Below are 26738 nucleotides of genomic sequence, written 5' to 3' on the forward strand. Positions count from 1 at the left end.
CCGCGGACAGATCAAGTTCCGTGCCAGCCGCAAACCGGCGGATTCCCGTGAAGCCAGCGTGACAAATGCACATTCGATCGGCAGCTTTGTCGATTCTGCAAAAAAATTGGGCTGGAAGGGGTTGCCTTCCAGCCCGAGGTGTGGCGGGGAGTCGCCAGGAGAGAGGGTAGGTTACTGCACGGTTTCGCCGTGCAGGCTGCTGTCGAGGCCGGCGACCTCGACTTCCTCGTCGACCCGGAGGCCCATGACGGCCTGCACGATCTTGAGGATGACGAAGGTGGCGACGGCGCAGTAGACGACGGTGCCGACGATGCCTTCCAGCTGGATCAGGACTTGGCCGAAGTTGCCTTCCAGGGCCCCTTTGGTGTTGCCGATGGCTTCGACGGCGAAGACGCCGGTCAGCAGGGCGCCGACGATGCCGCCGATGCCGTGCACGCCGAAGGCGTCCAGGGAGTCGTCGTAGCCCAGCATGGGCTTGAGAACGACGGCGCCCCAATAGCAGACCACGCCGGCGGTCAGGCCGATGAGCAGGCCGCCCATGGGAGCGATGAAGCCGGACGCCGGGGTGACGGCCACCAAGCCGGCCACGGCGCCGGACACGATGCCCAGCACGCTGGGCTTGCCGCGCAGCGCCCATTCCACGATCATCCAGGACAGGGCGGCGGCGGCGGCGGCGATCTGGGTCACGGCCATGGCCATGCCGGCCGAACCGTTGGCCGCGGCGGCGGAGCCGGCATTGAAGCCGAACCAGCCCACCCACAGCAGCGAGGCACCGATGACGCTGAGCACCAGGTTGTGGGGCGCCATGTTCTCCATGCCGTAGTGGCGGCGCTTGCCGAGCACCAGGGCGGTCACCAGGCCGGCGACGCCGGCGTTGATGTGCACCACGGTACCGCCGGCGAAGTCGAGCACGCCGTCCTTGCTCATGAAGCCGCCGCCCCAGACCCAGTGGGCCACCGGGGCGTAGACGATCAGCATCCAGGCGCCCAGGAAGACCAGCATGGACGAGAACTTCATGCGGTCGGCGAAGGCCCCGGTGATGAGCGCCGGAGTGATGATGGCGAAGGTCATCTGGAAGGTCATGAAGACCGTTTCCGGGATGGTGCCGGTCAGGCCGTCCTTGGTCAACGAAGCCAGGAACATCTTGTCCAGGCCGCCGATGAAGGCGTTCAGGCCGCCGCCGTCGCCGAAGGCCAGGGAGTAGCCGATAATCATCCAGAGCACCGTCATCAGGCAGGTGACGGCGAAGCTCTGCATCACGGTGGCCAGCACGTTCTTCTTGCGCACCATGCCCCCGTAGAAGAGGGCGAGACCCGGGATGGTCATCATCAGGACCAGGGCGGTGGAGGTGAGCATCCAGGCGGTGTCGCCGGAGTTCATCACGGGGGCGGGCTTGTCGTCCTCGGCGAAGGCAAGCGCGACGTTCGCCAAGGTCATCAAGGAAGCCAAGCCGGCCGTCTTGAAGTATCGGACATGATTGTGCATCACAGGGCCTCCTGGTCCTTCTCGCCGGTCCGGATGCGGACCACCTTGTCGAGGTCGACGACAAAGATCTTGCCGTCGCCGATCTTGCCCGTATGGGCGGCCTTCTGGATGGTCTCGACCACCTGTTCGGCCAGTTCCGAATTGACGGCGATTTCCAGCTTCACCTTGGGCAGGAAGCTGACCAGGTATTCGGCGCCCCGGTAGATTTCCGCCTGTCCCTTCTGCCGCCCGAAGCCCTTGACCTCGGTAGCGGTCATGCCCTGCACGCCCAACTGGATGAGGGCTTCCCGCACCTCGTCCAACTTGAACGGCTTGACGATTGCCATGATCAGTTTCATCGCGTTCGCATCCCTTCCTTAGGATCCGGCGATCGCGGCCAGCGCCGCCCGCCGAGGGTTGACCGGAGCGCCCATCCCAGGGAAAGGCCCTCCGCTGGAAGGGGAGGTTCAAGAACCGTGCCGAAATTCGCTAACAGTTGATCAGCGGGTAATAACAATATGTTATAACGCGACATTAATGGCATGAGTGAACAATGGGCCCAGGGCACGTCGCCTAATATTTAGGCGTTATCATATATATGCATAATATTTGGCCTATTCATGGCGGGTGCGATGAGCCGAGCCCGAGGAGGCCCGTGCCCAGGTGTCGGAGCCGACCGGCATCGCCCGGTGAGCCATGCCAGTCGGGGAACCGTCTTCGGGACAGGTTGTTCTCCGACGACAAATGGCACATTATCGGCCTTCCGAATCGGAAACGGGCTCCGGGTCGGGCAATGCGCTCATGAAAATCCGGCCGATGGTTGGTCGGCGACAGGGACGACATGGCAAGATATACGGTCACCGGTGGCGCCGGCTTCATCGGCTCCCATCTCTGCGACGCCCTGCTGGACAAGGGTCACGAGGTTGTCGTGCTGGACGATCTCTCGGGAGGGAAGCGCGAAAATCTTCCCGCCGGAGCGAAGCTGCTGGTCGGCGATGCCGCGGATCCGGGGGCGGTGGCGGAAGCCCTTTCCGGTGCCCAGGGATGTTTCCATTTGGCCGCCATCGCCTCGGTCGCGCGTTCGATCGCCGAGTGGCTTCCGACGCATCGTGCCAATCAGACGGCAACGGTCGCCGTTCTGGACAGGGCGGCAAAGCAAGGCCGGATTCCTGTCGTCTTTGCCTCGTCCGCCGCCGTATACGGGCACGGCAACACTATGCCCCTATCCGAAGGCGCGCCGACTTTTCCATTGACCGCCTATGGCGCCGACAAGCTAGGTTCGGAGCTCCATGCCAGCGTCGCCTGGACCGTTCATCGTGTTCCGACCGTCGGGCTGCGCTTTTTCAATGTCTACGGTCCCCGGCAGGATCCCAGCTCCCCTTATTCGGGGGTCGTTTCCATCTTCGTTGATCGGCTGAAGCGGGGCGAAGCGTTGGAAATCCACGGCGACGGGTCGCAAGTGCGGGATTTCGTGTTCGTGAACGATGTCGTCGCCCACTTGGAAACGGCGATGGACAACTGCCGCGAGGGCGCGCGAATCTACAACGTTTGCACCGGAACCCCCACCACCATCCTGGGGCTGGCGGACATTATGGCGGACATCCTGGGTGTCCGGCCGGACGTCGCCATGGGACCGGAACGTCCGGGCGATATCCGGAAGTCGCTGGGGGACCCGTCCTTGGCGCGCGCTTGGTTTGGCCTATCGGCGGCCACCGGGCTTCGGGAGGGACTCAGCCGCCTTCTCGCGGCGATACCGGAATAGTCTCCTCATCCCACCGTCGGCGGCGCCTCGACCAGGGCGCGAAGTTGGCGGCTGGCGACGGCGATCTGGGCGGAGTCGTTGAGGTCGGTGGCCCAGATCTCCGACAGCAGGGTCTCGGTGCGTTCGATCAGCACGCGGTTGCGCTCGATCCAGGCCTTCAGGGCCGGGCCCGTGCGGGTCTCCGGCCCGGCGCAGTCGAGTACCTGGGCGGTGAGCGCGATCTGATGGCCGTAGATTTCCTCGATCATCGCTGCCACCGCCAATCGCTGCCAGTGAGTGGTGGCCGGCAGGGCCTCGGCCGAAGCCCGCAGGTTGCCCAGCCGGAACCGCGCCCCCATGGCGAAGTAGAGCCGCGCCACGTCGGGAACCTTCCGTCCCCGCGCCGCGGCCAAGCGCACGATGTCGCCGCCGGGGATCAGGTTGACCAATCCGGCGACGCGCAGCGCCAGGGCCTCGGGCACGCCCTCGGCGACCAGGGGTTGGGCGCGCTCTTGCAGATCGTCCAGGTAATGGACTGGCAGGACTTCCTCCAAGGCTTCGGCCAGGGCCTGGATGCCGGCCCGGTAGGCAGCCACATGGCGTCCGATATCGAGAGGCCGCGAACCGTGGCGCAGGAACCAAAGGGTCGTCCGTTCCAGCAACGCGTCGATTCGGCCCAGCATGGCGGTCTGGACGGTGGCGGGCACCTGCCCGTCGAGGGCCTCGATCTCCTCCCAGAGCCGGTCCAGACCAAAGACCCGCTGGGCGATGGTGAAGGCGCGGGCGATATCGCTGGGCGTCATGCCCGTGCGTTCCATAAGGCGCAGCACGAAGGCCCCGCCCACGCGGTCGATCAGGTCGTTGGTCACTCGGGTGGCGACGATCTCGCGGCGCAGGCGGTGGCCCTCGATCTCCTTGCGCAGCTTGCGGCGCAGGGGATGGGGGAAGTACTCGACCAAGTCCTGGGCAAGTTCCGGATCGTCCGGCAGAGGCGAGATCAGCAATTCGTCGAACAGCCAGATCTTGGCGTAGGAAACCAGGATGCCGATCTCGGGCCGCGTCAGGCCTTGGCGGATGGCCGCCCTTTCCGCCAGGGCCTCGTCGCCGGGCAGGAACTCGACACGGCGGTCCAGCCGTCCCGACTTCTCCAGCCGCCGCATCAGGCGGGCCTGGTCCTCCAGTCCCTCGACCCCGCCTGCCTCCAACAGCGAGATGGCCTGGCTCTGGCGATAGTTGTCGCGCATCACCAGGGCGCCCACCTCGTCGGTCATCCGGACCAGCAGGGCGTTGCGCCGCCTTTCCGTCAAGTTGCCGGCCGCCACCGAGGCGTCCAGCAGGATCTTGATGTTGACCTCATGGTCCGAACAGTCGACCCCGCCGGAATTGTCGACGAAGTCGGCATTCAATCGCCCGCCCTTCAAGGCGTACTCGATGCGACCTCGCTGGGTGAAGCCGAGGTTGGCGCCCTCGCCTACCACGCGGGCCCTGACTTCGGCACCGTCGACGCGTAGCCCGTCGTTGGCCTTGTCGCCGACGTCGGCATGGGTCTCCGCCGAAGCTTTGACGTAGGTCCCGATGCCGCCGAACCACAGCAGATCCACCGGCGCCCGCAGGAGGACCTTGATGAGGTCGTTGGGTGCCAGGCGGTCGGACTTGATGCCGAAGGCGGCCTTGATTTCGGGGGAAAGGACGATGGTCTTGGCCTTGCGGTCGAAAACCCCGCCGCCCTTGGAGATGAGCTTGGCGTCGAAATCCATCCAGGAGGACCGGGGCAGGGCGAAAAGCCGTTTTCGCTCCACAAGGGTGGCCACCGGATCGGGGGCTGGATCGACAAAGATGTGGCGATGGTCGAAGGCGGCCAAAAGCCGGATGTGTGGCGACAGCAGCATGCCGTTGCCGAACACGTCCCCCGACATGTCGCCCACCCCCACCACCGTGAAGTCCTGGGTCTGGATGTCCAAATCCAGTTCGCGGAAATGGCGTTTGACGCATTCCCAGGCGCCCTTGGCGGTGATGCCCATCTTCTTGTGGTCGTAGCCCCGGCTGCCGCCCGAGGCGAAGGCGTCGCCCAGCCAGAAGCCGTATTCGGCCGAGATGGCGTTGGCGATGTCGGAGAACGTCGCCGTGCCCTTGTCCGCGGCCACCACCAGGTAGGGATCGTCGCCGTCGCGCCGCACCACCGCCGGGGGCGGTACGACGCCATCGCCCTTCAGGTTGTCGGTAAGGTCGAGCAAACCCCGCACGAAAGTCCGGTAGCAAGCGATGCCCTCGGCCAGAAAAGCGTCGCGGTCTCCGGCCGGCGGCGGTCGCTTGACGACGAAGCCGCCCTTGGACCCCACCGGCACGATGATGGCGTTCTTGACCACCTGGGCCTTGACCAAGCCCAGAACCTCGGTGCGGAAGTCTTCGCGCCGGTCCGACCACCGCAGGCCACCCCGCGCCACCTTGCCGAAGCGCAGATGCACCCCTTCGACACGGGGGCTATAGACGAAGATTTCCACCAGCGGGCGTGGCAAGGGCAGGTCGTCGAGCTTACGGCTGTCCAGCTTGCAGGATAGCCATGGCTTGGGCCCGCCGTCCGGTCCGGTCTGGAAGAAATTGGTGCGCAACGTGCTGGTCACGGCGTTGAGGAACCGGCGCAGGATGCGGTCCTCGTCGGCGCTGGCGATGGATTCCAGGGCGGTGGCGATTTCGCCTTCCAGACGCCCCGCCCCATCCCCGGCCGCCGGATCGAACAAGGCAAGGAACAAGTCGACCAGCTTGCGGACGATGCCGGCATGGCGGACCAGGGTGGCTTCCATGTAGGCGGAGGAAAAGGCGATGCCGGCTTGGCGCAGGAAGCGGCTGTAGGCGCGCAGCACTCCGACCTCGCGCCAGGCGAGGCCGGCCTTCAGCACCAGGGCGTTGAAGCCGTCGCTTTCCATGTCGCCGAACCAGACGCGCCGGAAGGCCTCCTGGAACAAGTCGCGCGCGCCACCCAGGTCGATGGCCGCGCCGTCCCGGCTTTCCAGGCCGAAGTCGTGAATCATCACCTGGCGACCGCCGTCCTCTTCGGGCGTCGCCCGGAAGGGAATCTCGTCCAGGACCCGGAAGCCCATGTGTTCGAGCATCGGGAGCACGTCGGACAGCGCGATGGGATCGCCCAGTTGGTAGACCTTGAGGCGTACCTGATGCCCGCCGGCCTCGGGAGGGCGATAGAGGTTCATTCCCAGCCCGCCCCGGGTCAGGATATCCTCGATGCGCTCGATATCGCCCACCGCCACCTCGGCGGCGAAGCGTTCGCAGTAGCCGGAACGGAAGGCCCGTCGGTAGCGTCGGACGAGCCGCAGCCCCTCCTGTTCGCCATGCGCCGCCACCAGGGCCTCGCGCAGGACGTCGGTCCAGGAGCGGGCGATCTCGACGATGCGTACTTCCACCGCGCGCGGGTCGCAGGCCGGCGCTTGGCTCGGCGGGGTGGCGATCAGCACCTGCAGGCGGGCCAGGGGCGAATCGCCCAGTTGGGTGTAGTAGGTAAGGGTGGGCCCGCCGAAGGCCGTTTCGAGGATATCCTGGATGCGGCGGCGCAGGTCGGTGGTGAAGGTGTCGCGCGGCAGGTAGACCAGGCAGGAGACGAAGCGTTCGAAATCGTCGCGGCGGACGAACAGCGCCACCCGAGGCCTTTCCTGCAAATGCTTGATACCCAGCGCCGTGTGGAGCAGATGGTCCTCCGCTGCCTGGAACAACTCGTCGCGGGGGTAGGTCTCCAGGATATTGAGCAGCACCCGTCCGTCGTGGGAATCGGAGCGGAATCCGGCCGCCTCCAGGACGCGCCGCACCTTCCGCCGCAGCAAGGGAATATCCATGACGCTGAGATTGTAGGCGGTGGCGGTGAACAGGCCGACGAACAGTCTCGGGCCGCCTTCCCCGTTCCGCTTGACCGCCAGGGCATCCATGAAGACGGAGCGCCGCACCGTGGACGGCCGGCTGGTCTTGGTTACCGATAGCCTACCCGGCCGGGCGGCGAGAACCGTGGCCTCGTCGATCTCGCCGAACAGACGGCGCGCCGGGTCGCGCAGCAGCCCCAGGCCGGAAATGGCCCGCCCCGCCGCGTCGTAGTCCCGGCACCCCAGGAAGGTGAAGTTGTCGGCATGAAGCCATTCGAGGAACTCGCGAGCCTCGTTGTCCTCGGGGCCGCGGGCGGCCGCGAGGTCTTGCAGGGTTTCAGCCAGGCGCTCGCGTCCCGGCCGCCAGTCCTCGACGGCGGCCCGCACGTCGTCCAGGACCGACGCCACCCCGGCCCGGATCGCCTCCAGCCGGTCGGCCGGCTGGCCGGTAACGCGGAAATGCATGTAGGACACGGGGCCCAGCACGGGATGGACCAGCAGATGGACCGCCAGTTCGCGCCGGGCCAATTCCGCTCCAACCGATTCCACCAGAAACCGCATGTCGTCGGTCACCACGTCGACGACCGTCAGGTCGGACTTCCAGCCCTGCTCGTCCGAAGTGGGATTGTAGACCCGTACCCGGCAGGTTCCGGTCGGTCGGTCGACCCCCAGTTTCCAGTGGGCGAGCGCGGCGCCGAACAGGCTCTCCGGCGATTGGCCGGCGATGTCCTCCCAAGGGGTGAACTCGTGGTAACGCCTCAGGAATTCCTCGAAGTCGGGTACCTGCTCCGGTCGCAGGCGGCGGCGCGCCGCTTCGGCCAGACGCAAGACGAGTTCCGCCTTGCGGGCGTGGTTAGGAACCTCCACGTCTGTCCCCCATTTCCAGACCCCATGTGCCTAGAATCACATTTTGATTCTAGTGCATTCAGGGCAAAATACAAATCGGTTCGAAGGATTTTTTTGAGGCGAGCCACGACTTAAGGATGGGCAAGCGGACGGCTTGCGGCTACACTGCCGCGGGGAAGCCGCCCGAAACCAAGAAGCGGGGCGTGGGAGGTATCAGGATGGGTCACGAAGATACGATTTCGCAGGTTCTGCACGCCAACTGGCTGTTCGCTAGGTTGCCACCCTGGGTCATCGACACCATGACCAGCGAACAGAAGGAAGCCATCCACAGCGCCATCCTGGATTCCGCGACGGTACCGCCGCCGGTCAACATCCGCATGACCTTGCCGGTTCTCTCCCACCGGTACTACGTCACGGTCCTGGCCGGCGAGGAAAAGCGCAGCTTCACCCGCCTCACGCACGAACGGCACCGTTATCCCCTGCGCACCGTGGCCAACGTGTTCTTCTTCATCGGTTTGGCGACGCTGTTCTACATGGTCGCCCTGATCGGCCTTGCCGTCCACAGCGCCATCCTGGAATTCTGATCGGCCGATTGCGCCCCAAAGACGAAAGGCCGGGCTTGAGCCCGGCCTATCTCGTATCCCTTTGGGGTCAAAGGGAGAAAATGGAGCGGGCGATGAGATTCGAACTCACGACATCAACCTTGGCAAGGTTGCGCTCTACCCCTGAGCTACGCCCGCTCGGAGGACGCGGATAATAAGGAAAGCGGCGTCCGACGCAAGCCCCTTTTTGATGTTTGCCGCAGGACTTGCGGGATGGGACGGAACCGGCCATCTTCTGAGGGAGATGAGCGGCGAAGGGGCGAGACGGCGATGGCACCATTGATCCTGGATGGCAATGATCTTCCGGCGGGGGGCGCCAAACCCCGGCGCGAGGATCTGATCGCGGACGCGACAGGCGCCTCGTTCGCCAAGGACGTCATCGAAGCGTCGAAGACGGTGCCGGTGATCGTCGACCTCTGGGCTCCCTGGTGCGGGCCCTGCAAGCAATTGGGCCCGATGCTGGAAAAGCTGGTGGTGGAAGCCGCCGGCTTGGTGCGGATGGTCAAGGTGAACGTGGACGAAAACCAGCAGTTGGCCCAGCAATTGCGTGTTCAATCGATCCCGGCCGTCTTCGCCTTCAAGGACGGCCGGCCGGTGGACGGTTTCGCCGGAGCCCTGCCGGAGAGCCAGTTGCGGGCCTTCATCAAGCGCTTGACCGGCGACGCCAAGTCACCGACCGATCAGGTCCTGGAGGAAGCCCGCGCCCTGCTCGCGGCGGGCGCTTTCCGGGAAGCCCTGGAGGTCTTCGGCGCCCTGCTCGCGCAGGCGCCCGACAATCCGGCCGCGGCCGGTGGAGCTCTCAAGGCCTGTATCGCCCTGGGCGAGTTGGAACGGGCGCGGCGCTTTCTTGACGACCTACCGCCGGCGATGCGGACTCAATCCGAAGTCGCCAGCGCCGCCGCGGCGCTGGAGTTGGCGGAACAGGGGGGAAGCGCCGCCGAACTGCAAGTGCTGACGGACCGGCTGGCCAAGGACCCGGGCGATCTCCAGGCCCGCTATGACCTGGGCGTCGCGCTTTACGGCGCAGGGCGGCCGGAGGAGGCGATCCGGGAACTGGTGGAACTGGTACGGCGCAACCGCACCTGGAACGAAGACGCGGCCCGCCGTCAACTGGTCAAGGTTTTCGAAGCCCTCGGCCATGCCCATCCCCTGACGGTGGTGGGCCGCCGGCAGCTGTCGTCGGTGCTGTTCTCATGACGGCCCCGTTGCCCGATACCATTCCCGTCTTTCCTTTGCCGGGGGTGCTGTTGCTGCCCCAGGGCGAACTGCCGCTGAAGATCTTCGAGCCGCGCTACGTCAATCTGCTGCTCGACTGCCTGGGAGAAGGCCGCCTGATGGGGCTGATCCAGACCCGCCGGGATGAATCCCATCCGGTTCCGGAGGGCGCCCCGGTCTACCCGGTGGGCTGCCTGGGCCGGGTTTCCGCCTTCATGGAAACCCAGGACGGGGCCTTCCTGATTACCCTTACCGGAATCAATCGTTTCACGGTGGTGGCCGAAAGCGAGCCCTGCCGGGGCTATCGCCGCATGCGCGTCGCCTACGGGGATTTCTCCGAGGACACGATGCCGGATCTGCCCTTTCCGATCGACCGTGCGCGGCTCCTCGATACCGCCGGGGCCTATCTGCGGCCCCGCGGCCTGGAAGCCGACTGGGAGGCCCTGAAGCGGGCCCCCGATTCCCTCCTGGTGACCTCGCTGGCCATGGCTTGCCCCCTCGAGGCCCGCGAAAAGCAAGCCCTGCTGGAATGCAGCCTCGCCGAAAGAGCCGAATTGCTGCTGGCCCTGCTGGAAATGGGGGCCCGCGCCCGGCCCGACCCCGATACTCCCGCCGTCCGCCACTGAAGGAAAAATCCATGAGCGAGCGCAAGGTCGATCCCAAACTGCTGGAAATCCTGGTGTGCCCCTTGACCAAGGGGCCCCTCGAATACGACGTCGAGAAGCAGGAACTGATCAGCCGCAAGGCCGGATTGGCCTATCCCATCCGGGACGGCATTCCCGTGATGCTGGCCGACGAAGCCCGGTCCTTGGACGAAGGAGCCGCCAAGGCATGACCACCCAATTCGGAACCCGCCATCAGGCCGTCGAAATTCGCGTGAAGCGCGACGAGAAGATTCTGGAAGTGGACTTCGACGACGGCAAGACCTTCCGTCTGCCCGCCGAGTACCTGAGGGTCGAGAGTCCCTCGGCAGAGGTCCAGGGCCATTCGCCCAGCGAACGCAAGACCGTGGCCGGCCGGCGCCACGTCGGCATCATGGCCGTCGAGCCGGTGGGCAATTACGCCATCCGGATCAAGTTCGACGACCTGCACGACAGCGGCATCTATTCGTGGGACACCCTCTACGAACTGGGCGCGAGCCAGGACGAAACCTGGCGTGCCTATCTTGCGGCGCTGGAGGAAAAGGGCCTCAGCCGCGATCCCTAGCACGATTCAGGCTCCGTCCGAAAAGCGGGAGGTCGCCGGCTAAGACCGAGAGGAAGCAGAAACGGTCCCAAACCCCGAAGCGATGTCCGTGGCCCGGCGGGGCTGGCCGTCGCGACGGTCGGGGTGGTCGAGGAAGGTCGCCTTGAAATGCCGACGCTCGTGCTTTCGCTCGGCCCAGCCGGGGTCGCCGGGATTGCGGGTATTCGGGACCGACGGAGGGGCCGGGGTCTCCTCGGACATCTCCGGAGAAGGTTCCTCCGTGCCGAACAAAGCCTCCGTCACGCGGCCGATCAGGGTTTCCCGTCCCATGATAATCCCCATATTCTCAGGAGTTCCATTATAGCAGAATTCCGCTCGCGGAACCCGTTCTGTTTTTGGGGACGGACGGTAGCCATGGGCCGGTGAGCCTGTATAGTGGCTGGCGGATGGGGAAAGGAGCACGAATAATGGCGGAACGGGGGCATGGATCGGCGGTGGCGGTCGTTCTCCTGGCCGCCGGCGCGATGCGGGCGCCATGATGGGGGCCCGTCCTTCCGGACTGGTCGCCTGGGCATTCTACGACTGGGCCAATTCGGCCTTTCCCACGGTGATCGCCACCTTCGTCTTCGCCGCCTACTTCACCCAGGCGGTGGCGACAGATTCCATCGCCGGCACCGCCCAGTGGGGCTATGCCATGAGCGCCTCGGGCTTGGCCGTCGCCCTGCTAGCCCCCCTTCTGGGCGCGGTGGCCGACCATGGCGGGCGCCGCAAGCCCTGGCTGGCCGTCTTCACCCTGCTGTGCGTCGGAATGACGGCGCTGTTGTGGTTAACCCGGCCCGATCCGGCCGACGTGCTCTGGGCTCTGGTGCTGGTGGGGCTGGCCAACGTGGCCTTCGAGATGGGCATGGTCTTCTACAACGCCATGCTGCCCGACTTGGCCCCACCCGAACGGATCGGCCGCTGGTCCGGCTGGGGTTGGGGTCTTGGCTACGGGGGCGGGCTCGCCTGCCTGGCCCTGGCCCTGGTCGGCTTGGTGCAGGCGGAAACGCCCTGGTTCGGTCTCGACAAGGCCCAGGCGGAGCCGGTACGCGCCACCGCGCTTCTGGCCGCGCTTTGGTTCGGGCTGTTTTCCCTGCCCCTGTTCCTGCTGACCCCCGACCGCGCCGGCACCGGCTTGTCGGTGGCCGAGGCAACCCGGCGCGGCATTTCCTCCCTGGCCGCCACCTTGAAGCGGGCCCGCGAATACCGGACGGCGTTGCGCTTCCTGCTCGCCCACATGATCTACACCGACGGACTCAACACCCTGTTCGCCTTCGGAGGGGTCTATGCTGCCGGCACCTTCGGCATGGATTTCCAGGAGCTGATCCTATTCGGCATCGCGCTCAACGTCACCGCCGGGATCGGCGCCGCCCTGTTCGCCTTCGCCGACGACCGCTTCGGGCCCAAGGTGGTGATCGTCGTATCGGTAGCAGCCTTGATCCTGCTGGGCGGGGCGCTGCTGGCGGTCGAATCCAAGGCCCTGTTCTGGGCCTTCGGCCTGCCTTTGGGCATCTTCGTCGGACCGGCCCAGGCGGCCAGCCGGTCCCTGATGGCCCGCCTGGCGCCTGCGGAAATCCGGGCCGAGATGTTCGGGCTCTACGCCTTTTCCGGCAAGGCCACGGCCTTCCTGGGACCGGCCTTGCTGGGGATGGTGACCACCGCCTTCGCCAGCCAGAGAGCCGGCATGGCGACCATCCTCGTCTTTTTCGCCGTGGGGCTGTTGCTGCTGCTGCCGGTGCGCACAATGCGAATCGGGCTTGGCGGCGATGCTTCCTAGGGAACCGCGAATATTGGGAATCCACGGGATTCCAATATGGTAGCGGACATTGTTTGACGGTGCCGAAGAGGCAATATAAAGAAGTGAGATTCGGTCTCGAAAACGGCTTGCATTATTGTCACGCAGCCGCTATCCGGAACGGCCTTGAGGGGAACGAGTAGCGAGGAACGTCATGTCGATGCGACGGAAAAGGATGCGGGTGCTTCCGGATACCGACCATCTCGATCATGTCCACATGCGCAACGACAGCGACCGGATCGACTATGACGTGGCATCGCAACGGGTTGAAGCGGGGACCGAACATTTGCGTGAGCGAGGCCGCAAGATCATGAAGCGGGCGCGCGGCACGTAAGGCGATGGCGAAGTCTCCCGAGGTTCCCACCCTTGACGAAAAGAGAAGAGGCTATCTCCTGAATTGCGGTCGGAAGACCGCCGAGATATTCGCGGACGATCCGGCACGGCCGCAATTTCGCGAAGGAAGCGACGTCCTGGCGAAGATCGTCAGAGCTTACAAGCAGGTACGATCCGAATTTGTCGCCCGCCACGGAATCAAGGATTCCCTGCTCGCCAATCACAAAGTGGCCGCTATCTGGACCTTGATCTTAACCGAGACCAAACCTGAACATCTTTTCGAGTTCGCAGGTGAAACGCCTTCCAATGCCCGTCGGGCGGTGCTCGTAGCCTACATGTATACGGTGATTTACGGGTTGCTGGAAATCGATCCGGCGGATATCACCGAACAGCTTCACGAAGATCTGGAATACTGCCTGCTCAAGGAGCCGCCCAACAGCCTGGAGTGGCTCTGCCTGACCATGCACGCGCTTTGCCACCGCCATGGCACCGTCACGAACACCCGTCGCTGAACGTCCGCCCTACTTGCCCGGCGGGGCTTCCAGGTAGAACAGCTTCTTGTCCAGCGGCTGACCGAAGACCGGGTTCTGCAAGGTGACCGTGGTGACGATGCCTTGGGCATCGACCACGATCCATTTACGAAGTGCCAGCGGCTTCTCGCTGAATATCAAGGTCACCGTGCCCTCGCCCGGGTCCTTGCTGCGCACCACGCCGGCCCGGATGGCCCCGGATTCCCTTTCCAGACCGATCAGGGTCAACTTGTCGGAATTCAGGGCGACCTTTTCGTCCACCAGGATGCCGGCCGGGGTGGAATCGAGGAACACATGGCTGGCCTGCTGGAGTTCGCGATCGTAATGCATCAGCATGAGGCCGTCCGAGACGATCAGATCCGTCTTGGGAGGATCGTATTCGATGCGCAGCCTGCCGGGGCGCGAGAGGTAGATGCGCCCCTCCGCGACGTCGCCGGTGGAGGCAACCTGGAGAAAGCGCGCCTCCAGGGTCTTCATGCCGTTGAGATAGCCTTCGAGTTCGGCCACCAGGGCCCTGTTCGGGCCGTCGAGCTGGATCGGCTTGACCCTGGACTTTTCGGCCGCCTGGGCTCCGCCCGCGACCAGGAACGCCGCGAGCAATCCGGCCGCCAGCCTACTCGGCCGCCACGCCTGGAGCCAGGACTTCGCGCCGGCCCACGCGGTCCGCTTTGCTGACGACACCTTCCGCCTCCATCCGTTCGACGATGCGCGCGGCGCGGTTATAGCCGATCTGCAGGTGTCTTTGCACGAAACTCGTGGAGGCCTTGCCTTCGCGGGTGACGATGGCCACCGCTTGGTCGTAGAGGCCGTCCGATTCGCCGCCCTCGCCCTCGCCGCCCATGGCCCCGCCCATGCCGAAGACCGGCGTGTCGTCTTCCTCGGTCACCGCCTCCACATAAGCCGGCTCGCCCTGGGCTTTCAGGTGGTTGACCACGGATTCGACCTCGGCGTCGGAAACGAAGGGTCCGTGAACGCGCGAGATGCGCCCGCCGCCCGCCATGTAGAGCATGTCGCCCTGGCCCAGAAGCTGTTCCGCCCCCTGTTCGCCAAGGATGGTGCGGCTGTCGATCTTGGAGGTGACCTGGAAGCTGACCCGGGTGGGGAAGTTGGCCTTGATGGTGCCGGTAATGACGTCGACCGACGGCCTCTGGGTGGCCATGATGAGGTGGATGCCGGCGGCGCGGGCCATCTGGGCCAGGCGCTGCACGGCGGCTTCGATGTCCTTGCCGGCGACCAGCATCAAATCGGCCATCTCGTCGACCACCACCACGATGAAGGGCAGGGGCTCGCTGGCGAGCGGCAGGTCCTCGAACTGGGGCTTGCCCTGGTCGTCGAAGCCGGTCTGCACCCGGCGGGTGAGCGATTCGCCCTTGCGCGCCGCCTCGGCGATGCGCTGGTTGTAGCCGGCGATGTTGCGCACCCCCAGCTGCGACATCAGCCGGTAGCGGTCTTCCATCTCGCGCACCGCCCATTTGAGGGCGACCACGGCCTTGGAGGGATCGGTCACCACCGGGGCAAGCAGATGGGGAATGCCGTCGTAGACGGACAGTTCCAGCATCTTCGGATCGACCATGATCAGCCGGCAGGCCTCCGGCGGCAGTCGGTAAAGCAGGGACAGAATCATGGTGTTGATGGCCACCGACTTGCCGGAACCGGTGGTGCCGGCGATCAGCAGGTGGGGCATGCGGGCCAGATCGACCATCACCGGACCGCCGCCGATGTCCTTGCCGAGCGCCAGGATCAAACGGCCGGGCGTACCGGCCCGTTCCATGTCCTCGGAAGCGAGCAGTTCGCGCAGGTGCACGGTCTCGCGCCGGGTGTTCGGCATCTCGATGCCGATCACATTGCGCCCCGGCACCACGGCGACGCGCACGCTGACCGCGCTCATGGACCGGGCGATATCGTCGGCCAGGCCGATGACCCGCGAGGTCTTGGTCCCCGGCGCCGGTTCCAGTTCGTAGAGGGTGACCACCGGACCGGGACGGACATGAGTGATCTGGCCCTTGACCCCGAAATCCTCCAGCACCCCTTCCAGCAGGCGAGCGTTCTGTTCCAGGGCGGTCTTGCTGATCGCTTCGCCACGGCCGGCAGCCGGCGGTGCGGCCAGAATATCCAGAGGTGGTGCCTGATAGCCTTCCGTTTTCCCGATCCCCAGATCGAAGACCGGCTGGCGCTCGGCGGCGGCCTGCTTGCCGGCCTTGGGGCGGGGCGCCTTGGCCACCACCTTGCGCTCGATCCTCTCGGGACTCTGGAAAGCGGAGGCCGGACCGCCCAGGGTGGGCTCACGGCGCTCGAGCCGGGTCGTAGAGCCGGCGCCATTCTCTTCCGCCGGACCACGGCGCAGCTTGTCGAGGCCAAGGCGAGCCAGGCGGGCCGCCAGGGTTCCGGCGACCGCCAACCCTTGGCCGGCGGCCTTCCAGTCGGCGAGGGTAAGGCCCAATGCCACCACCAAGGTGCCGAGGCCCAAGCCTGCCGCCGCCCCGACCACGACGGCCAGGGAGGCCGGACCGAAAATGGGTACCAGCAGGCGCGACAGATAATGGAGTAGCAGTTCGCCGGCCGCCCCGCCGATGCCCGAATTAAGCGGCCAGCCGGTCGGTGGCGGCACAGTCCCCAGGGCGACGGCGATCAGGGCGACGGCACTCAGCATCATGACGAAGCGGGCCCAGAGAGCCGGCACCTTCTGGCGATACATGAGTTGCCAGCCCCAGGCGGCGAGAACGGCGATGGGCAGAATCCCGGCCAGGCCGACGCTTTGCAGCAGTGCATCGGCGATGTAGGAACCGGCCGAACCCAACAGGTTGGACGCCGGCAGGTCAGTCGCATTGTTGAGGGAAGGATCGCCCGGCGAAAAGCTCGTCAGCGCCGCCAGTCCGGCCACGGCGGCGGTCATCAGAGTCAACCCGGCGGCGTCGAACAGGCGCCGCTTGACGAAGTCCCCCGTTCCATCGGGAAAGATGGGCCCCTTGCCGGAATTGGTGATTGTCCTTGCCATGGCGAAAGTTTGCCCGGAGGCCGCTTTACAAGACGTTAACGAGACGCCGCAAAGCCTCCTCGGTCGTAGCCAAGTCGTGGACCAGGGCCACCCGGATATAGCCGGCCCCGGGATTGTGCCCGTCCGCCCCGTCGCGAGCCAGATAGGCTCCCGGAAGGACCCGCAGACCGGCCTCGGTCCAGAGGCGAAAGGCGGCCCGCTCGCCATCGTCCACGGCCAGCCAAAGGAAGAAGCCTCCGGGCGGACGTTCGACCCGGGGGCCGAGAATCGCGTCGGCCAGATCGAACTTGTGGCGATAGAGATCGCGATTCGCGACCACATGGACCTCGTCGTTCCAGAGAGCCGCCGAGGCCGCCAGTACCGGCAGCGGCAAGGTCGCCCCTCCGTAGGAGCGCAGGCGCCGGAACAGCCCGATAAACTCGGGATCGCCGGCGACGAAGCCGGAACGCAGACCGGCGGCGCTGGAGCGCTTGGACAGGGAATGGAAGGACAGGACCTTGCCGAAGCCCTCGCCCAGTTCCCGGCAGGCCTGCAAGGCGCCCGACGGCGGGTCGCGGTCGTAGATCTCCGCGTAGCATTCGTCGACGATCAGCAGGAAGTCGTGGCGGCGCGCCTGGACAATGGCTCTTTTCAGGTAGTCCAGGTCCGCCATGGTGCCCTGCGGGTTGGCCGGCGAGCAAAGGAACAGGGCGGTCGTGCGCCGGAAAGTGTCGCCGTCGAGCGCTTCCAGTTCGGGCAGGAAGCCGGTGGCCTTGGTGGCCGGCAGGAAGACCGGTTCCGCCCCCCACATGACCGCCGCCCCCGAATAGACTTGGTAGAAGGGATTGGGCACCAGCACCAACGGCCGGCCACCACCCTTGGCTTCGCCCACCGCCAGGGCCGCCGCCATGAACAGGCCCTCGCGAGTGCCGGAAAGGGGCAGGCTGGGAACGCCGGAAACCCCGTAGCGGCGCATCAGCCAGGCATCCACGGCAGCTCGGAATTCGGGCGTACCGTCGACGGGAGGGTACTTGCCCCAAAGGTGGGCGTTGGCCGCCAGGGTCTCGGCGATCAGGGCGGGCGGGGTATGCTGGGGCTCGCCGATGGACAGGGTCAGCGGCGCCAGTTCCCGGGGCGGCATGGAATCGCCCAGCAGGGCCCGCAGGCGGTCGAAGGGGTAGTCGGTCAACAGGTCGAGGCGAGGATTGTGCATGACGCCGCAGTCTACCCACCCGGCGGCCGGGATCAACGGGCTTGCGCAGCGCCTTGATTCCGGGGCCACGGCCGCCCAAGTGAGGGATAGAAGGGGCGTGTGCGCCCCCGGGGATGGCTTCCCCCGGCCATCCCGGCTTCCCAAGGGGAAGCGGCGCCCGACTCCAACCCCCCGGAGCCGGGCGCTTTTCCGTGCGCCGCCATGGACGCGGCCTGGGACCTTTGCCTATAAGGATACGAACAGGTGCGGAGGGGTCATGGCCATCACCCAGGTCATCTATCACATCTTCAAGGAAGCGGCGGCCCAGAAGATCCTGCCGGTAGGCGGAGCGATTCTGGAGTTCGGCGAAGCCAACTGGTACGGCGATCTGCCGGTTGCCGTTCTCAAGCGCGACATCGAGACGCTGGTCAAGGACCCCATCCTGCGCCAGCGGCTTCTCGCCCCCCTGGGGCGGACCGACAGCCCGACCTACATGTTCGATGTCGCCAAGGTCTTCTATGGCCTGTTCGTCAATCCGAGCCGGATCGAGGCCATCGATCCCAGCGGTACCGCCATGGCCCAGCGACTGGACCTGAACCATCCGCAGGATCTCGGGCGCCGGTTCGAATTGACGGTCAACAACGGCACTGCCGAGCACATCTTCAACATCGGCCAGTTCTTCAAGACCATGCACGACCATACGGCGGCGGGCGGATTGATGGTTCATGCGGCGCCGTTCACCGGCTGGTTCAATCATGGCTTCTATAATCTCCAGCCGACGCTGTTCGTCGATCTGGTGGTCACCAACGATTACCGCGTCGAAGGATTCTTTCTCTGCCAGAACAATCCCCCGTCCATCACTCAGATACGTGATCCCAAGGAACTTCTCGAGGCGGCACTGAACGACCGCCTGCCCCGGGAATCGTCCCTGATGGCCCTGGTGCGAAAAGCCCGCGACGCGCCCTTCGTCTACCCCAACCAGGGCTATTATGCCGGCCGCCTCAGCCCGGAGGAAAAGGAAGCCTGGCTGAAGCGGGGCGGCGCATAGTCGGCATGGCCTTGCGTATCGCCACCTGGAACGTCAATTCCCTGCGCCGCCGGCTCGATGGCCTGCAGCGGTTGTCGGCTTGGCTGGCGCCGGATGTCGTCTGTCTCCAGGAAACCAAGGTGACCGACGAGTTGTTCCCCGCCGACGACCTGGCGGCGCTGGGCTATCCCCACCAAGTCTTCAAGGGCATGAAAAGCTACAACGGCGTGGCGGTGATCTCGCGGCTGCCGCTGACGGATGCGGGAAGCCGCGACTGGTGCGGGCGCGCCGATTGTCGGCATGTCTGGGCAACGGTCCACGAGCCGGAAACCGGCCGGTCCTGCGAGGTGCATTCGCTCTATCTACCGGCGGGCGGCGACGTTCCCGACGCTGACGACAACCCCAAATTCGCCCACAAGCTGCGCTTCCTGGAAGACCTGATCGCCTGGTCGGGCGAACGGCGGGGGGCGGGACGGCCGACGGTGCTGGCCGGCGACCTGAACGTGGCGCCCCTGCCCACCGACGTCTGGTCCCACGAAAAGCTGAGGAACGTGGTGACCCATACCGAAGGCGAGGTGCGGCTGTTGACCGAAGCGCTGGCGGCCGGCGGTTGGATCGATTCGGTTCGACACCGCCTTCCGGCCGCGGAACGGGTCTACACTTGGTGGAGTTACCGGGCCAAGGACTGGGAGGGGCCGAATCGCGGCCGGCGCCTCGATCACATCTGGTTGTCGCCCGACCTTGAACCCGCCTTGGCCGATGTCCACGTCCTGCGCGAGGCGCGCGGCTGGTCCGATCCTTCCGACCACGTCCCGGTGGCGGTGGCCCTCGAATGGTAATCAGGGCGCCAGACGATAGCCGCCGGGCTCGGTAAGCAGCAGGACGGCGTTCGACGGGTCTTGTTCGATCTTCTGGCGCAGGCGGTAGACGTGGGTCTCCAGGGTATGGGTGGTGACCCCGGCGTTGTAACCCCAGACCTCGCCCAGCAGGGTCTCGCGGCTGACCACGTGGTCGCCGGACCGGTAGAGGTATTTCAGGATCGCCGCCTCCTTGTCGGTGAGACGTACCTTCTTGTGGGTCCGGTTCTCCACCAGAAGCTTGTTGCCGGGGTGGAAGGTGTAGGGCCCGATGACGAAGACCGCGTCGTCGCTGAGTTCGTGCTGACGGATATGGGCGCGCAGGCGGGCCAGCAGGATGCCCAGGCGGAAGGGCTTGATGATGTAGTCGTTGGCCCCGGCGTCCAGACCCAGGATGGTGTCGGCGTCGGTATCGGCGCCGGTCAACATGATGATCGGCGCCTTCACCCCGTTGCGACGCATGAGCCGGCAGACCTCGCGCCCGTCCATGTCGGGCAGGCCGACGTCCAGGATGACGATGTCGAAGTGTTCGGTCTTGGCGAGTTCCAGCGCCCTTGCGGCCGTCTCGGCCTTGGCGGTGGAGAATTCCTCGTGCAGTTGAAGCTGTTCGCTCAGCAGATCGAGCAGAGCCGTATCGTCATCCGCGAGCAGGATCTTCTTGCCTGTCGTCATGCGCCCCCGCCTCCCCACGACCGATGCGGTCCCGTGCAGTATAAATGCCGAAGCGCTTTCCCTGGAAGCGGAAAGGCGCTATCGTCCGGCCCCTTCGCGGAAATCCCGGATGGTCCATGCCGCACCGATCGGTCCTCATCCCCATGCCAGCGTCGCGTGAGCCGGTATCCTTGCTCGCCGTCGACCGGGCATCGTCCGACCTGCGGCGCGGCCGGCCGGTGGCCGTGCGGGCGGGTGGGGGCGGCGCCGCCCTGGTGCGGGCCGCCGAAGCGGCCACGGCGGAAAGCCTGATCGAGATGGCCCGCATGGCGGGCGCCACGGTACGCCTGGCCGTGACGGCCCGGCGTGCCGGAGCCCTGGGACTGCCGGACGGTGGGTCCAAGGTCGTGACGCTGACCGATTCGGCAGGCTTCACTGCGGGACGCATCATCGATCTTTCCGACCCGTTGGCCACGCCCGCAGGGCAGCCAGGAGACCTTCTGGCGGTGCCGGCCGCCCCATACGGTTGCGAAAGTGCTGCCGTGGGCCTGGTCAAGTTGGCGCGCTTGCTGCCTTCCGCGCTGGTCTGCGACCTGGCGGCCAACCGCGAAGCCGACGATCTGGTCCTTTGGGCGGCGCGGCGCGATCTGCTGGTGGTCGATGCCGGCGACGTCTTCCAATACGAACAGACCGCGGCCCGCACCCTGCGGAAAGTCAGCGAGGCCCGGGTGCCCCTGGCCGATGCCGAGGCGACCCGCGTTCTCGCCTTCCGGCCGCTGGACGGAGGGCTGGAGCATTTGGCCATCGTGATCGGCGATCCGCCGGCAGGTCGGGCCGTTCTCACCCGCCTGCATTCCGAATGCTTCACCGGCGACCTGCTGGGCAGCTTGCGCTGCGACTGCGGCGACCAGTTGCGCGGTGCGATTCGCGAGATCGCCGCGGCTGGAGGCGGCGTATTGCTCTACCTCGCCCAGGAAGGGAGGGGGATCGGGCTGGTCAACAAGCTGCGCGCCTACGAATTGCAGGATCGGGGCTTCGACACCCTGGACGCCAACGAGCAACTGGGCTTCGATGCCGACGAGCGGGTCTATCTGCCGGCGGTGCAGATGCTGCGGCAATTGGGGTACGGCCAGGTGCGGCTGATGACCAACAACCCGGACAAGGTCGGGGCCCTGGCCCGGTTCGGCATCACGGTGACGGAGCGGGTGGCTCATGCCTTTCCCGCCAATCGGCACAACGAGGCCTACCTGCGCACCAAGGCGGCCAAGGGCGGCCATCTTTTCTGACCCGGCCCGGTAGATTCTGCCGCCGATGGACGGCGCCGACCGGGCATGTGACCGGACAAGGCCTTGAAATCCCGCGATTCCCATAATGGCATACGCCTTGCTTCATGATGAGCGGCAACCAGGAGCGCCGGTCATGGACGACTTCATCAAGGCGATGGAAACGCGGAACGCCCCGGTCACTCAAGGGACCAAGGGAGAATTCCTCAAGGAATCCCGCGAGGGCGCCAAGGCGGCCTTCTCGGCGACCGAGGACGACAGCTTCAGTTTCCAGGATATCGTCAACATCATCAATCCCCTGCAGCACCTGCCGGTGATTTCCACGCTCTACAAGGAAATGACCGGCGACAAGGTGCAGGGCGCTCCGCATGCCCTGGGCAGTATTCTTTACGGTGGCCTGTTGGGCGGGCCGATCGGCATCGCCACCTCGGTGGCCAACCTGGCGCTGGAAGGCGTAACCGGCAAGGATGCCGGCGAACACATGATGGCCCTGCTGAAGGACGGCGATGGGACCGAAGGCACCGATTTGGCCGAACAGGCCTTCGAGGCGCCGGCGCCGGGCAGCCTGAAAGTCGCCGCCGTGACCCGCGAAGACCTGCCGCCGCCACCGCCGGAAATGGCGGCCCTGGCGCAGCCGACGAAGGATGGCGACCCGATTGCCGCCTGGGCCCGCGACGCGCTGGAGTCCCGCGACGACCAGACGGTCGCCATGACCGCCGCCGAGGGCGAGGACCCGGTGACTCTCTGGGCACGGCAGGAACATCGCATTCGCACGGCCGCCGTCAAGCGCGACACGCCGCCGACCGCCGGACGCAACCCCGATCCCTTGGCCGAGCAGATGGCACGCGACCCCAAGGAACTCGCCGGCCCGACCCCCGACCCCGGCATTCTGGCCGCTTTGCAACTCGTGGGACGGGAGACGGATTCCGCCGCGGCCGGTTTGCGGCAATCCCAGGACCTGGGCCGCGAAGGGCGCGTCGACCGGGCCGCCGAACAGGTGGCCGGCATGCTGGAGGCCATGTCCGGCCTGAGCCAGTATCTGCGCGCCGAACGCCTGGCCGAGGCGGCGGGTATCCGGCCGGTACTTTCCGCACAGGGATAAGCCTTCATGGCGGGCGACGTGATCGAAGTCCGGGCCCCCGATATGCTGGAATGGCAGGGACGGCGCTACCGTTGCGCCCTCGGGCGCGGCGGAATAGTCGTCGACAAGCGGGAAGGCGATGGAGGCACCCCGATCGGCGTACATCCGTTGCGCCGGGTGCTCTATCGGCCGGATCGATTGGTCATGGTGGCCACCGGGCTGCCGCTGGCCATGCTCCATCCCGGGGACGGCTGGTGCGACGATCCCGACGATCCTGCCTATAATTGCTTGGTTCCCCTGCCCTATCCCGGTCGCCACGAAAGACTATGGCGGGAGGATGGGGTCTACGACGTGGTCGCGGTGCTGGGCTGGAACGACGATCCCCCCGTCGCCGGGCGGGGCAGCGCCATCTTTCTGCACGTGGCGCGGCCCGGCTACGAGCCGACCGAAGGCTGCGTGGCCCTCGCCCGGACCGACCTCCTGGAAGTCCTGGCGGATTGCGGGCCCAGGACGCTGATGCGGATACGGGGAGGCTGAACGCTTCCGCCCGGTCCCCGAATCGCGTAGCCTTTGTCTCATGAGTCTATCTCCCGCCCTCGATTCCGACGCCGCCATCGACCGCATCGGGCGTAGCGTCAACCGCCTGTCGGTCGCCGAATGCGCCGGCTACGAATCGGCGCGCGCCGAAGCCGAAGGCGGACTCCGCGAGGGGCTCGACGGCCTGCTCGCCGCCACCGGCCGAATCGTCGCCCAGGCCGGCCAACTGTGGGAAGGCATGCGGTCGGGAGCGCCCGAGGCCACCGGGAAAGCGGCCTGCCGGGCCGGCTGCGGCTGGTGTTGCCACCAGCGGGTGGGGGCCCTGCTGCCGGAGGTGTTCTGGATCGCCCGGCGAATCGGGGACGAAGGGCGACGGGACGAGGCCCTCGCCCGCCTGTCGGGAAGCAAGGGCGGCAAGGCCTGCCCTTTCCTGGAAGAAGGCGGCTGTACGATCTATGCCTTGCGGCCCTTGAAGTGCCGCGGCCTTTACGTCCGGGACGCCGCCTGGTGCATGCGGACCTATGCCGGAATCGTGGCGCCGACCGCCGCCCCGCCTTTGGCCGGCGTCCTGCTGCCGGAGCCCAAGGACCTGTTCGACGGGGCTCTCAAGGGCTTGGCCCTGACCCTGATCCGCAAGGGCCGGGATTGTCCGGGGGTAGAGTTCGCGCCCACCTTGCGCTTGGTCCTTGATGGCCGCCTGACGGCGGAAGCCTGGTGGCGGGGCCGCATCCAGCTACCCGAAGCCCTGCGGCTGGACTGGTTTCCCGCGCCCCGCTAACTTCGGACCCCGAAGATCGCCGTTCCCACCCGGACCAGGGTCGCCCCGAAGCGGATGGCGATCTCGAAATCGTGGCTCATGCCCATGCTGAGGGAATCCAGCCCGTTGCGGGCGGCGATCTTGGCCAGCAGGGCAAAATGGGGGGCCGGTTCTTCCGCCGCCGGCGGGATGCACATCAGACCGGCGATGGGCAGGGCCAAATCGTCGCGGCAAGTCCTGATGAAGGCGTCGGCATCGGCAGGCGGAACGCCGGCCTTCTGCGCTTCTTCGCCCGTGTTGATCTGGATGAAGCAGGGAACCCGGCGTCCGCCGGCGCCCATCTCCTCGGCCAGGGCCACGGCCAGGCGTGGGCGATCGAGGGTTTCGATGACGTCGAACAGCGCCAGGGCCTTGCGCAGCTTGTTGCGCTGCAAGGGACCGATCAGGTGGAGGACGGCGTCGGGATAGGCCGCCTTGAGGGCCGGCCACTTGGCTTCCGCCTCCTGGACCCTGTTCTCGCCGAACAGGCGGTGGCCCGCCCGCAGGGCCGACAGGATGCCCTCCGGCGCCACCGTCTTGCTGACCGCCACCAGGGAGGCCGAATCGGCGGGCCGTCCCGAATCGGCGGCGGCGGCAACGATTCGCGCCTTTACCTCGGCCAGGTTCCGGGCGATAGGATCATCCATGTCCTTGGGCCTCGTTGGAGATTGTCCGTGGCGACCCTAGCAGACCTGGCCCGCCGGCTCAAACGGCCCGCCGCCGCCGCCGGCCTGCCGCGATTGATCCTGATGACCGACGCGGTGCGCCTGCCCGATGCCCTCCCGGCGCTTCGCCGGCTGCCGGCCCATGAGGGTGCGGTGATCTTCCGGCATTACGGAATCGAGGGCCGGGAGCGGATCGGAAGACTGTGGCGGGCGGAGTGCCGTCGGCTGGGCCTGCGGTTTCTGGTCGCCGGCGATTTCGCCCTGGCCGTTCGCCTGCATGCGGATGGCGTTCATCTGCCCGAGCCCTTGGTGCGGCGCTTAGGCGGCCGCGGACGTTTGCGCCGGCCCTGGCCCGGTTTCCTGGTGACGGCCGCCGCCCATGGGCCGGCGGCGGCCAGACGGGCGAAGATCCTGGGCGTCGACGCGACGCTGGTTTCTCCCGTCTATGCCACCGTCAGCCATCCGGCGGCGAGGGTCCTGGGGGTCCGGGGTTTGGCGCGGATTCTGGGAAGGGGCAAGGGTCCGGTCTACGCCTTGGGGGGCATCGATGCCGTCGGCGCGGCCCGCTTGCGAAACCTGCCTTTGGCCGGATTCGCGGGGATATCGGGAATCGTTTGACGCGGCCGGCTTGCAGCCAAAACGAAGGGAGCGGCCCTAAGGCCGCTCCCCCGGTTCTCTTGGGCTCGTGTCAGCCGACCGATTAGAAGGTCAGGAGCACGCCGGCCTGCAGGCCGTAGCCATCGTTCTCGTTGCCAGCGGCAGAGCCACCGCCGACCTCGTTATCGTAGTTGCCACGGAACAGGGCGGCATTGAAGTCGACGCCGGGCCCGAGGTTGTAGTTGAAGCCGAGCACCCATTCGGAATAGGTGTCTTCGCCGCCCTGGTCGATACGCCCGGCGGTTTCACCCTTGGTGTAGGTGAGGCCAACCTTGTAGGGACCGGTTTCGTAGGTCAGGCCGGTATCCCACTTGTGGCCGTCGATGGTGCGGACGTTGGCGGTATTGCCAGCCTTTTCGGAGTCCTGGATCTGGCGAGAGAAGCTGCCGCCCAGGGTGAAGCCGGCGTAGCCGAAGTTCAGACCGCCACCGTACCAAGTGGTGCTGTTGGGCATGATGGTGCCGGCGGCAATCGCCACATTGTCGGCGCCGCGGCGGGCCATGTTGAAGTCCGCACCGACCTTCACGCCGAACAGCGTGTCGTCATAGGCAAGGGCGGCCGAATAGTACGAACCGCTGAAGCCGGCAACGGTCTTGTCGACAGCCGCGTTGTTGGCGTAGCCCGAGTCCGGAACATAGGACAGGCCGATGCCTACGCCCATGAAACGGGGCGAGATGTAGTTGATGCGGTTGAAATCGCTGGCATCGTTGGCGCCGGTCGTGGCCATGTCGCCGCGGGCCGAGTGCTGGCCGGGCAGAGCCAGATACACGGTGCTGACCGAGATGTCGCCGGCGTTCAGGCCGATGATGGAGGCGTTGGGAGCGCGGTGGCCCATGGACCACGCCGGACCCTTGGTGGCGCCCAGATCGAGTCTGCCCAGGGTGGCGGAAGACAGGTACATGAAGCTTTCGTCGAAGGCCCGGCCGCCGTTGGTGCCGTTGTCGCCGTTGAAGCTGTCGGTTTCGAACTCGACCCGCATGCCGACGGTGATGCCGTTGTCCAGCTTGGTCTCGCCCTTGACGTGGATTTCGGAGGCCGACTTCTGGTCAAAGGACTTGTAGGAACCGGTGTTGACATTGGCACCGGCCGCGGTGCCGCCGACCACGAGCTTGTTCTCGAAATCGTCGTCCTGGTCGGCCCATCCGATGACCTGACCGAAGAAGCCGCCCAACTGCAGCTTGATCTTCTCCGAGGCCTGGGCGCCCGGAGCCGCGACCAAGGTGGCGGCGACCAGGGCGGTAGTACCCAAAAGAACCTTCTTCATTGACTTCCCCTTCTCTGCTCTGGTGCGACGGACCACCCGGCCCGCCGAAACGGTGAACTGACCGGCCCATACAGCCATTGTCGGAGCCGGGACGCAAGTGTGAACGACAGGGGGCAACGACAAGGAAGCGGTGGTGTGACA

At 66.2% G+C, this 26738-nt stretch carries 25 protein-coding genes and 1 tRNA gene; 16 read left to right on the top strand and 10 right to left on the bottom strand.

All coding sequences use genetic code 11. The annotated features are described in order from the left end of the window. Window positions 1-171: 171 nt before the first annotated feature. Window positions 172-1437 (bottom strand): ammonium transporter, encoded by a 1266-nt coding sequence (locus H7841_00655; GenBank protein MEO5335392.1) that lies wholly within the window; start codon window positions 1435-1437, stop codon window positions 172-174. 47 nt (window positions 1438-1484) lie between these two features. Further along, complete coding sequence (locus H7841_00660) at window positions 1485-1823, bottom strand: P-II family nitrogen regulator (protein MEO5335393.1); 339 nt, start codon at window positions 1821-1823, stop codon at window positions 1485-1487. 482 nt (window positions 1824-2305) lie between these two features. Between H7841_00660 and H7841_00665 the strand changes: the two genes are divergently transcribed. Then, a complete protein-coding gene (locus H7841_00665) occupies window positions 2306-3226 on the top strand; it encodes an NAD-dependent epimerase/dehydratase family protein (protein MEO5335394.1) in 921 nt (306 codons plus the stop codon). Between the two features lie 5 nt (window positions 3227-3231). Here H7841_00665 and H7841_00670 read toward each other — a convergent pair whose 3' ends face one another. Beyond that, the gene (locus H7841_00670) at window positions 3232-7935 is read right to left on the bottom strand and encodes an NAD-glutamate dehydrogenase (GenBank protein ID MEO5335395.1); all 4704 of its coding nucleotides are present in this window, start codon (window positions 7933-7935) and stop codon (window positions 3232-3234) included. Between the two features lie 197 nt (window positions 7936-8132). Between H7841_00670 and H7841_00675 the strand changes: the two genes are divergently transcribed. After that, window positions 8133-8498, top strand: a complete 366-nt coding sequence (locus H7841_00675; GenBank protein MEO5335396.1) for a hypothetical protein — start codon at window positions 8133-8135, stop codon at window positions 8496-8498. Between the two features lie 81 nt (window positions 8499-8579). On the opposite strand, the gene H7841_00680 is transcribed toward H7841_00675, so the two are convergent. Then, window positions 8580-8654 (bottom strand) — tRNA-Gly (locus tag H7841_00680). Window positions 8655-8786: 132 nt separating this feature from the next. On the opposite strand from H7841_00680, the gene trxA reads away from it, so the two are divergent. From trxA to H7841_00715, 7 genes are all read left to right on the top strand, one after another. Further along, window positions 8787-9713, top strand: coding sequence for a thioredoxin (gene trxA, locus H7841_00685; protein MEO5335397.1), 927 nt, complete (start codon window positions 8787-8789; stop codon window positions 9711-9713). Then, window positions 9710-10357 (top strand): LON peptidase substrate-binding domain-containing protein, encoded by a 648-nt coding sequence (locus tag H7841_00690; protein ID MEO5335398.1) that lies wholly within the window; start codon window positions 9710-9712, stop codon window positions 10355-10357. The genes trxA and H7841_00690 overlap by 4 nt, the downstream gene beginning before the upstream one ends. An 11-nt stretch (window positions 10358-10368) precedes the next feature. Continuing rightward, complete coding sequence (locus tag H7841_00695; GenBank protein MEO5335399.1) at window positions 10369-10566, top strand: Trm112 family protein; 198 nt, start codon at window positions 10369-10371, stop codon at window positions 10564-10566. Next, window positions 10563-10937, top strand: a complete 375-nt coding sequence (locus H7841_00700) for a DUF971 domain-containing protein (protein ID MEO5335400.1) — start codon at window positions 10563-10565, stop codon at window positions 10935-10937. The genes H7841_00695 and H7841_00700 overlap by 4 nt, the downstream gene beginning before the upstream one ends. A gap of 514 nt (window positions 10938-11451) precedes the next feature. Then, on the top strand, window positions 11452-12732 hold the full coding sequence (locus tag H7841_00705) for an MFS transporter (protein ID MEO5335401.1): 1281 nt from the start codon (window positions 11452-11454) through the stop codon (window positions 12730-12732). Window positions 12733-12925: 193 nt separating this feature from the next. Continuing rightward, on the top strand, window positions 12926-13084 hold the full coding sequence (locus H7841_00710) for a hypothetical protein (protein MEO5335402.1): 159 nt from the start codon (window positions 12926-12928) through the stop codon (window positions 13082-13084). Between the two features lie 4 nt (window positions 13085-13088). After that, window positions 13089-13595, top strand: a complete 507-nt coding sequence (locus H7841_00715; GenBank protein MEO5335403.1) for a hypothetical protein — start codon at window positions 13089-13091, stop codon at window positions 13593-13595. 9 nt (window positions 13596-13604) lie between these two features. Here the strand turns inward: H7841_00715 and H7841_00720 are convergent, their stop codons facing one another. Genes H7841_00720 through H7841_00730 form a run of 3 tightly spaced genes read right to left on the bottom strand, consistent with a single transcriptional unit; the run spans window position 13605 to window position 17800 of the window. Further along, window positions 13605-14213 (bottom strand): outer membrane lipoprotein carrier protein LolA, encoded by a 609-nt coding sequence (locus H7841_00720; protein ID MEO5335404.1) that lies wholly within the window; start codon window positions 14211-14213, stop codon window positions 13605-13607. 13 nt (window positions 14214-14226) lie between these two features. After that, complete coding sequence (locus H7841_00725; protein MEO5335405.1) at window positions 14227-16608, bottom strand: DNA translocase FtsK 4TM domain-containing protein; 2382 nt, start codon at window positions 16606-16608, stop codon at window positions 14227-14229. Between the two features lie 25 nt (window positions 16609-16633). After that, window positions 16634-17800, bottom strand: coding sequence for an aminotransferase class I/II-fold pyridoxal phosphate-dependent enzyme (locus H7841_00730; protein ID MEO5335406.1), 1167 nt, complete (start codon window positions 17798-17800; stop codon window positions 16634-16636). Window positions 17801-18056: 256 nt separating this feature from the next. On the opposite strand from H7841_00730, the gene H7841_00735 reads away from it, so the two are divergent. Further along, on the top strand, window positions 18057-18827 hold the full coding sequence (locus H7841_00735; protein ID MEO5335407.1) for a hypothetical protein: 771 nt from the start codon (window positions 18057-18059) through the stop codon (window positions 18825-18827). A 5-nt stretch (window positions 18828-18832) separates the two neighbouring features. Next, on the top strand, window positions 18833-19645 hold the full coding sequence (locus H7841_00740; GenBank protein MEO5335408.1) for an exodeoxyribonuclease III: 813 nt from the start codon (window positions 18833-18835) through the stop codon (window positions 19643-19645). On the opposite strand, the gene H7841_00745 is transcribed toward H7841_00740, so the two are convergent. Continuing rightward, window positions 19646-20335 (bottom strand): response regulator transcription factor, encoded by a 690-nt coding sequence (locus H7841_00745; GenBank protein MEO5335409.1) that lies wholly within the window; start codon window positions 20333-20335, stop codon window positions 19646-19648. A gap of 116 nt (window positions 20336-20451) precedes the next feature. Between H7841_00745 and ribA the strand changes: the two genes are divergently transcribed. From ribA to H7841_00765, 4 genes are all read left to right on the top strand, one after another. Further along, complete coding sequence (gene ribA / locus H7841_00750) at window positions 20452-21600, top strand: GTP cyclohydrolase II (GenBank protein ID MEO5335410.1); 1149 nt, start codon at window positions 20452-20454, stop codon at window positions 21598-21600. 133 nt (window positions 21601-21733) lie between these two features. After that, on the top strand, window positions 21734-22699 hold the full coding sequence (locus H7841_00755) for a hypothetical protein (GenBank protein MEO5335411.1): 966 nt from the start codon (window positions 21734-21736) through the stop codon (window positions 22697-22699). 6 nt (window positions 22700-22705) lie between these two features. Continuing rightward, window positions 22706-23215, top strand: a complete 510-nt coding sequence (locus H7841_00760) for a L,D-transpeptidase family protein (protein ID MEO5335412.1) — start codon at window positions 22706-22708, stop codon at window positions 23213-23215. 40 nt (window positions 23216-23255) lie between these two features. Continuing rightward, the gene (locus H7841_00765; GenBank protein MEO5335413.1) at window positions 23256-23993 is read left to right on the top strand and encodes a YkgJ family cysteine cluster protein; all 738 of its coding nucleotides are present in this window, start codon (window positions 23256-23258) and stop codon (window positions 23991-23993) included. Here the strand turns inward: H7841_00765 and H7841_00770 are convergent. After that, complete coding sequence (locus tag H7841_00770; GenBank protein MEO5335414.1) at window positions 23990-24658, bottom strand: YggS family pyridoxal phosphate-dependent enzyme; 669 nt, start codon at window positions 24656-24658, stop codon at window positions 23990-23992. The genes H7841_00765 and H7841_00770 overlap by 4 nt on opposite strands. Window positions 24659-24685: 27 nt before the next feature. On the opposite strand from H7841_00770, the gene H7841_00775 reads away from it, so the two are divergent. Then, window positions 24686-25294 carry a thiamine phosphate synthase gene (locus H7841_00775; GenBank protein MEO5335415.1) on the top strand — a complete coding sequence of 203 codons (609 nt, stop codon included), beginning with the start codon at window positions 24686-24688 and terminating at the stop codon, window positions 25292-25294. 82 nt (window positions 25295-25376) lie between these two features. Here H7841_00775 and H7841_00780 read toward each other — a convergent pair whose 3' ends face one another. Beyond that, window positions 25377-26597 (bottom strand): porin, encoded by a 1221-nt coding sequence (locus tag H7841_00780; protein MEO5335416.1) that lies wholly within the window; start codon window positions 26595-26597, stop codon window positions 25377-25379. Between the last annotated feature and the right edge of the window lie 141 nt (window positions 26598-26738).

It is taken from the genome of Magnetospirillum sp. WYHS-4 (assembly GCA_039908345.1).
In the GTDB taxonomy this organism is placed as follows: Bacteria; Pseudomonadota; Alphaproteobacteria; order Rhodospirillales; family GLO-3; genus JAMOBD01.

Excerpts from the sequence above, each read along its gene's own strand:
- H7841_00655 (MEO5335392.1), bottom strand. The coding sequence starts at position 1,437 with ATGACCTTGGCGAACGTCGCGCTTGCCTTCGCCGAGGACGACAAGCCC.
- H7841_00660 (MEO5335393.1), bottom strand. The coding sequence starts at position 1,823 with ATGAAACTGATCATGGCAATCGTCAAGCCGTTCAAGTTGGACGAGGTG.
- H7841_00665 (MEO5335394.1), top strand. The coding sequence starts at position 2,306 with ATGGCAAGATATACGGTCACCGGTGGCGCCGGCTTCATCGGCTCCCAT.
- H7841_00675 (MEO5335396.1), top strand. The coding sequence starts at position 8,133 with ATGGGTCACGAAGATACGATTTCGCAGGTTCTGCACGCCAACTGGCTG.
- trxA (MEO5335397.1), top strand. The coding sequence starts at position 8,787 with ATGGCACCATTGATCCTGGATGGCAATGATCTTCCGGCGGGGGGCGCC.
- H7841_00690 (MEO5335398.1), top strand. The coding sequence starts at position 9,710 with ATGACGGCCCCGTTGCCCGATACCATTCCCGTCTTTCCTTTGCCGGGG.
- H7841_00695 (MEO5335399.1), top strand. The coding sequence starts at position 10,369 with ATGAGCGAGCGCAAGGTCGATCCCAAACTGCTGGAAATCCTGGTGTGC.
- H7841_00700 (MEO5335400.1), top strand. The coding sequence starts at position 10,563 with ATGACCACCCAATTCGGAACCCGCCATCAGGCCGTCGAAATTCGCGTG.
- H7841_00705 (MEO5335401.1), top strand. The coding sequence starts at position 11,452 with ATGATGGGGGCCCGTCCTTCCGGACTGGTCGCCTGGGCATTCTACGAC.
- H7841_00710 (MEO5335402.1), top strand. The coding sequence starts at position 12,926 with ATGCGGGTGCTTCCGGATACCGACCATCTCGATCATGTCCACATGCGC.
- H7841_00715 (MEO5335403.1), top strand. The coding sequence starts at position 13,089 with ATGGCGAAGTCTCCCGAGGTTCCCACCCTTGACGAAAAGAGAAGAGGC.
- H7841_00725 (MEO5335405.1), bottom strand. The coding sequence starts at position 16,608 with ATGGCAAGGACAATCACCAATTCCGGCAAGGGGCCCATCTTTCCCGAT.
- H7841_00730 (MEO5335406.1), bottom strand. The coding sequence starts at position 17,800 with ATGCACAATCCTCGCCTCGACCTGTTGACCGACTACCCCTTCGACCGC.
- H7841_00735 (MEO5335407.1), top strand. The coding sequence starts at position 18,057 with ATGGCCATCACCCAGGTCATCTATCACATCTTCAAGGAAGCGGCGGCC.
- H7841_00740 (MEO5335408.1), top strand. The coding sequence starts at position 18,833 with ATGGCCTTGCGTATCGCCACCTGGAACGTCAATTCCCTGCGCCGCCGG.
- H7841_00745 (MEO5335409.1), bottom strand. The coding sequence starts at position 20,335 with ATGACGACAGGCAAGAAGATCCTGCTCGCGGATGACGATACGGCTCTG.
- ribA (MEO5335410.1), top strand. The coding sequence starts at position 20,452 with ATGCCGCACCGATCGGTCCTCATCCCCATGCCAGCGTCGCGTGAGCCG.
- H7841_00755 (MEO5335411.1), top strand. The coding sequence starts at position 21,734 with ATGGACGACTTCATCAAGGCGATGGAAACGCGGAACGCCCCGGTCACT.
- H7841_00760 (MEO5335412.1), top strand. The coding sequence starts at position 22,706 with ATGGCGGGCGACGTGATCGAAGTCCGGGCCCCCGATATGCTGGAATGG.
- H7841_00765 (MEO5335413.1), top strand. The coding sequence starts at position 23,256 with ATGAGTCTATCTCCCGCCCTCGATTCCGACGCCGCCATCGACCGCATC.
- H7841_00770 (MEO5335414.1), bottom strand. The coding sequence starts at position 24,658 with ATGGATGATCCTATCGCCCGGAACCTGGCCGAGGTAAAGGCGCGAATC.
- H7841_00780 (MEO5335416.1), bottom strand. The coding sequence starts at position 26,597 with ATGAAGAAGGTTCTTTTGGGTACTACCGCCCTGGTCGCCGCCACCTTG.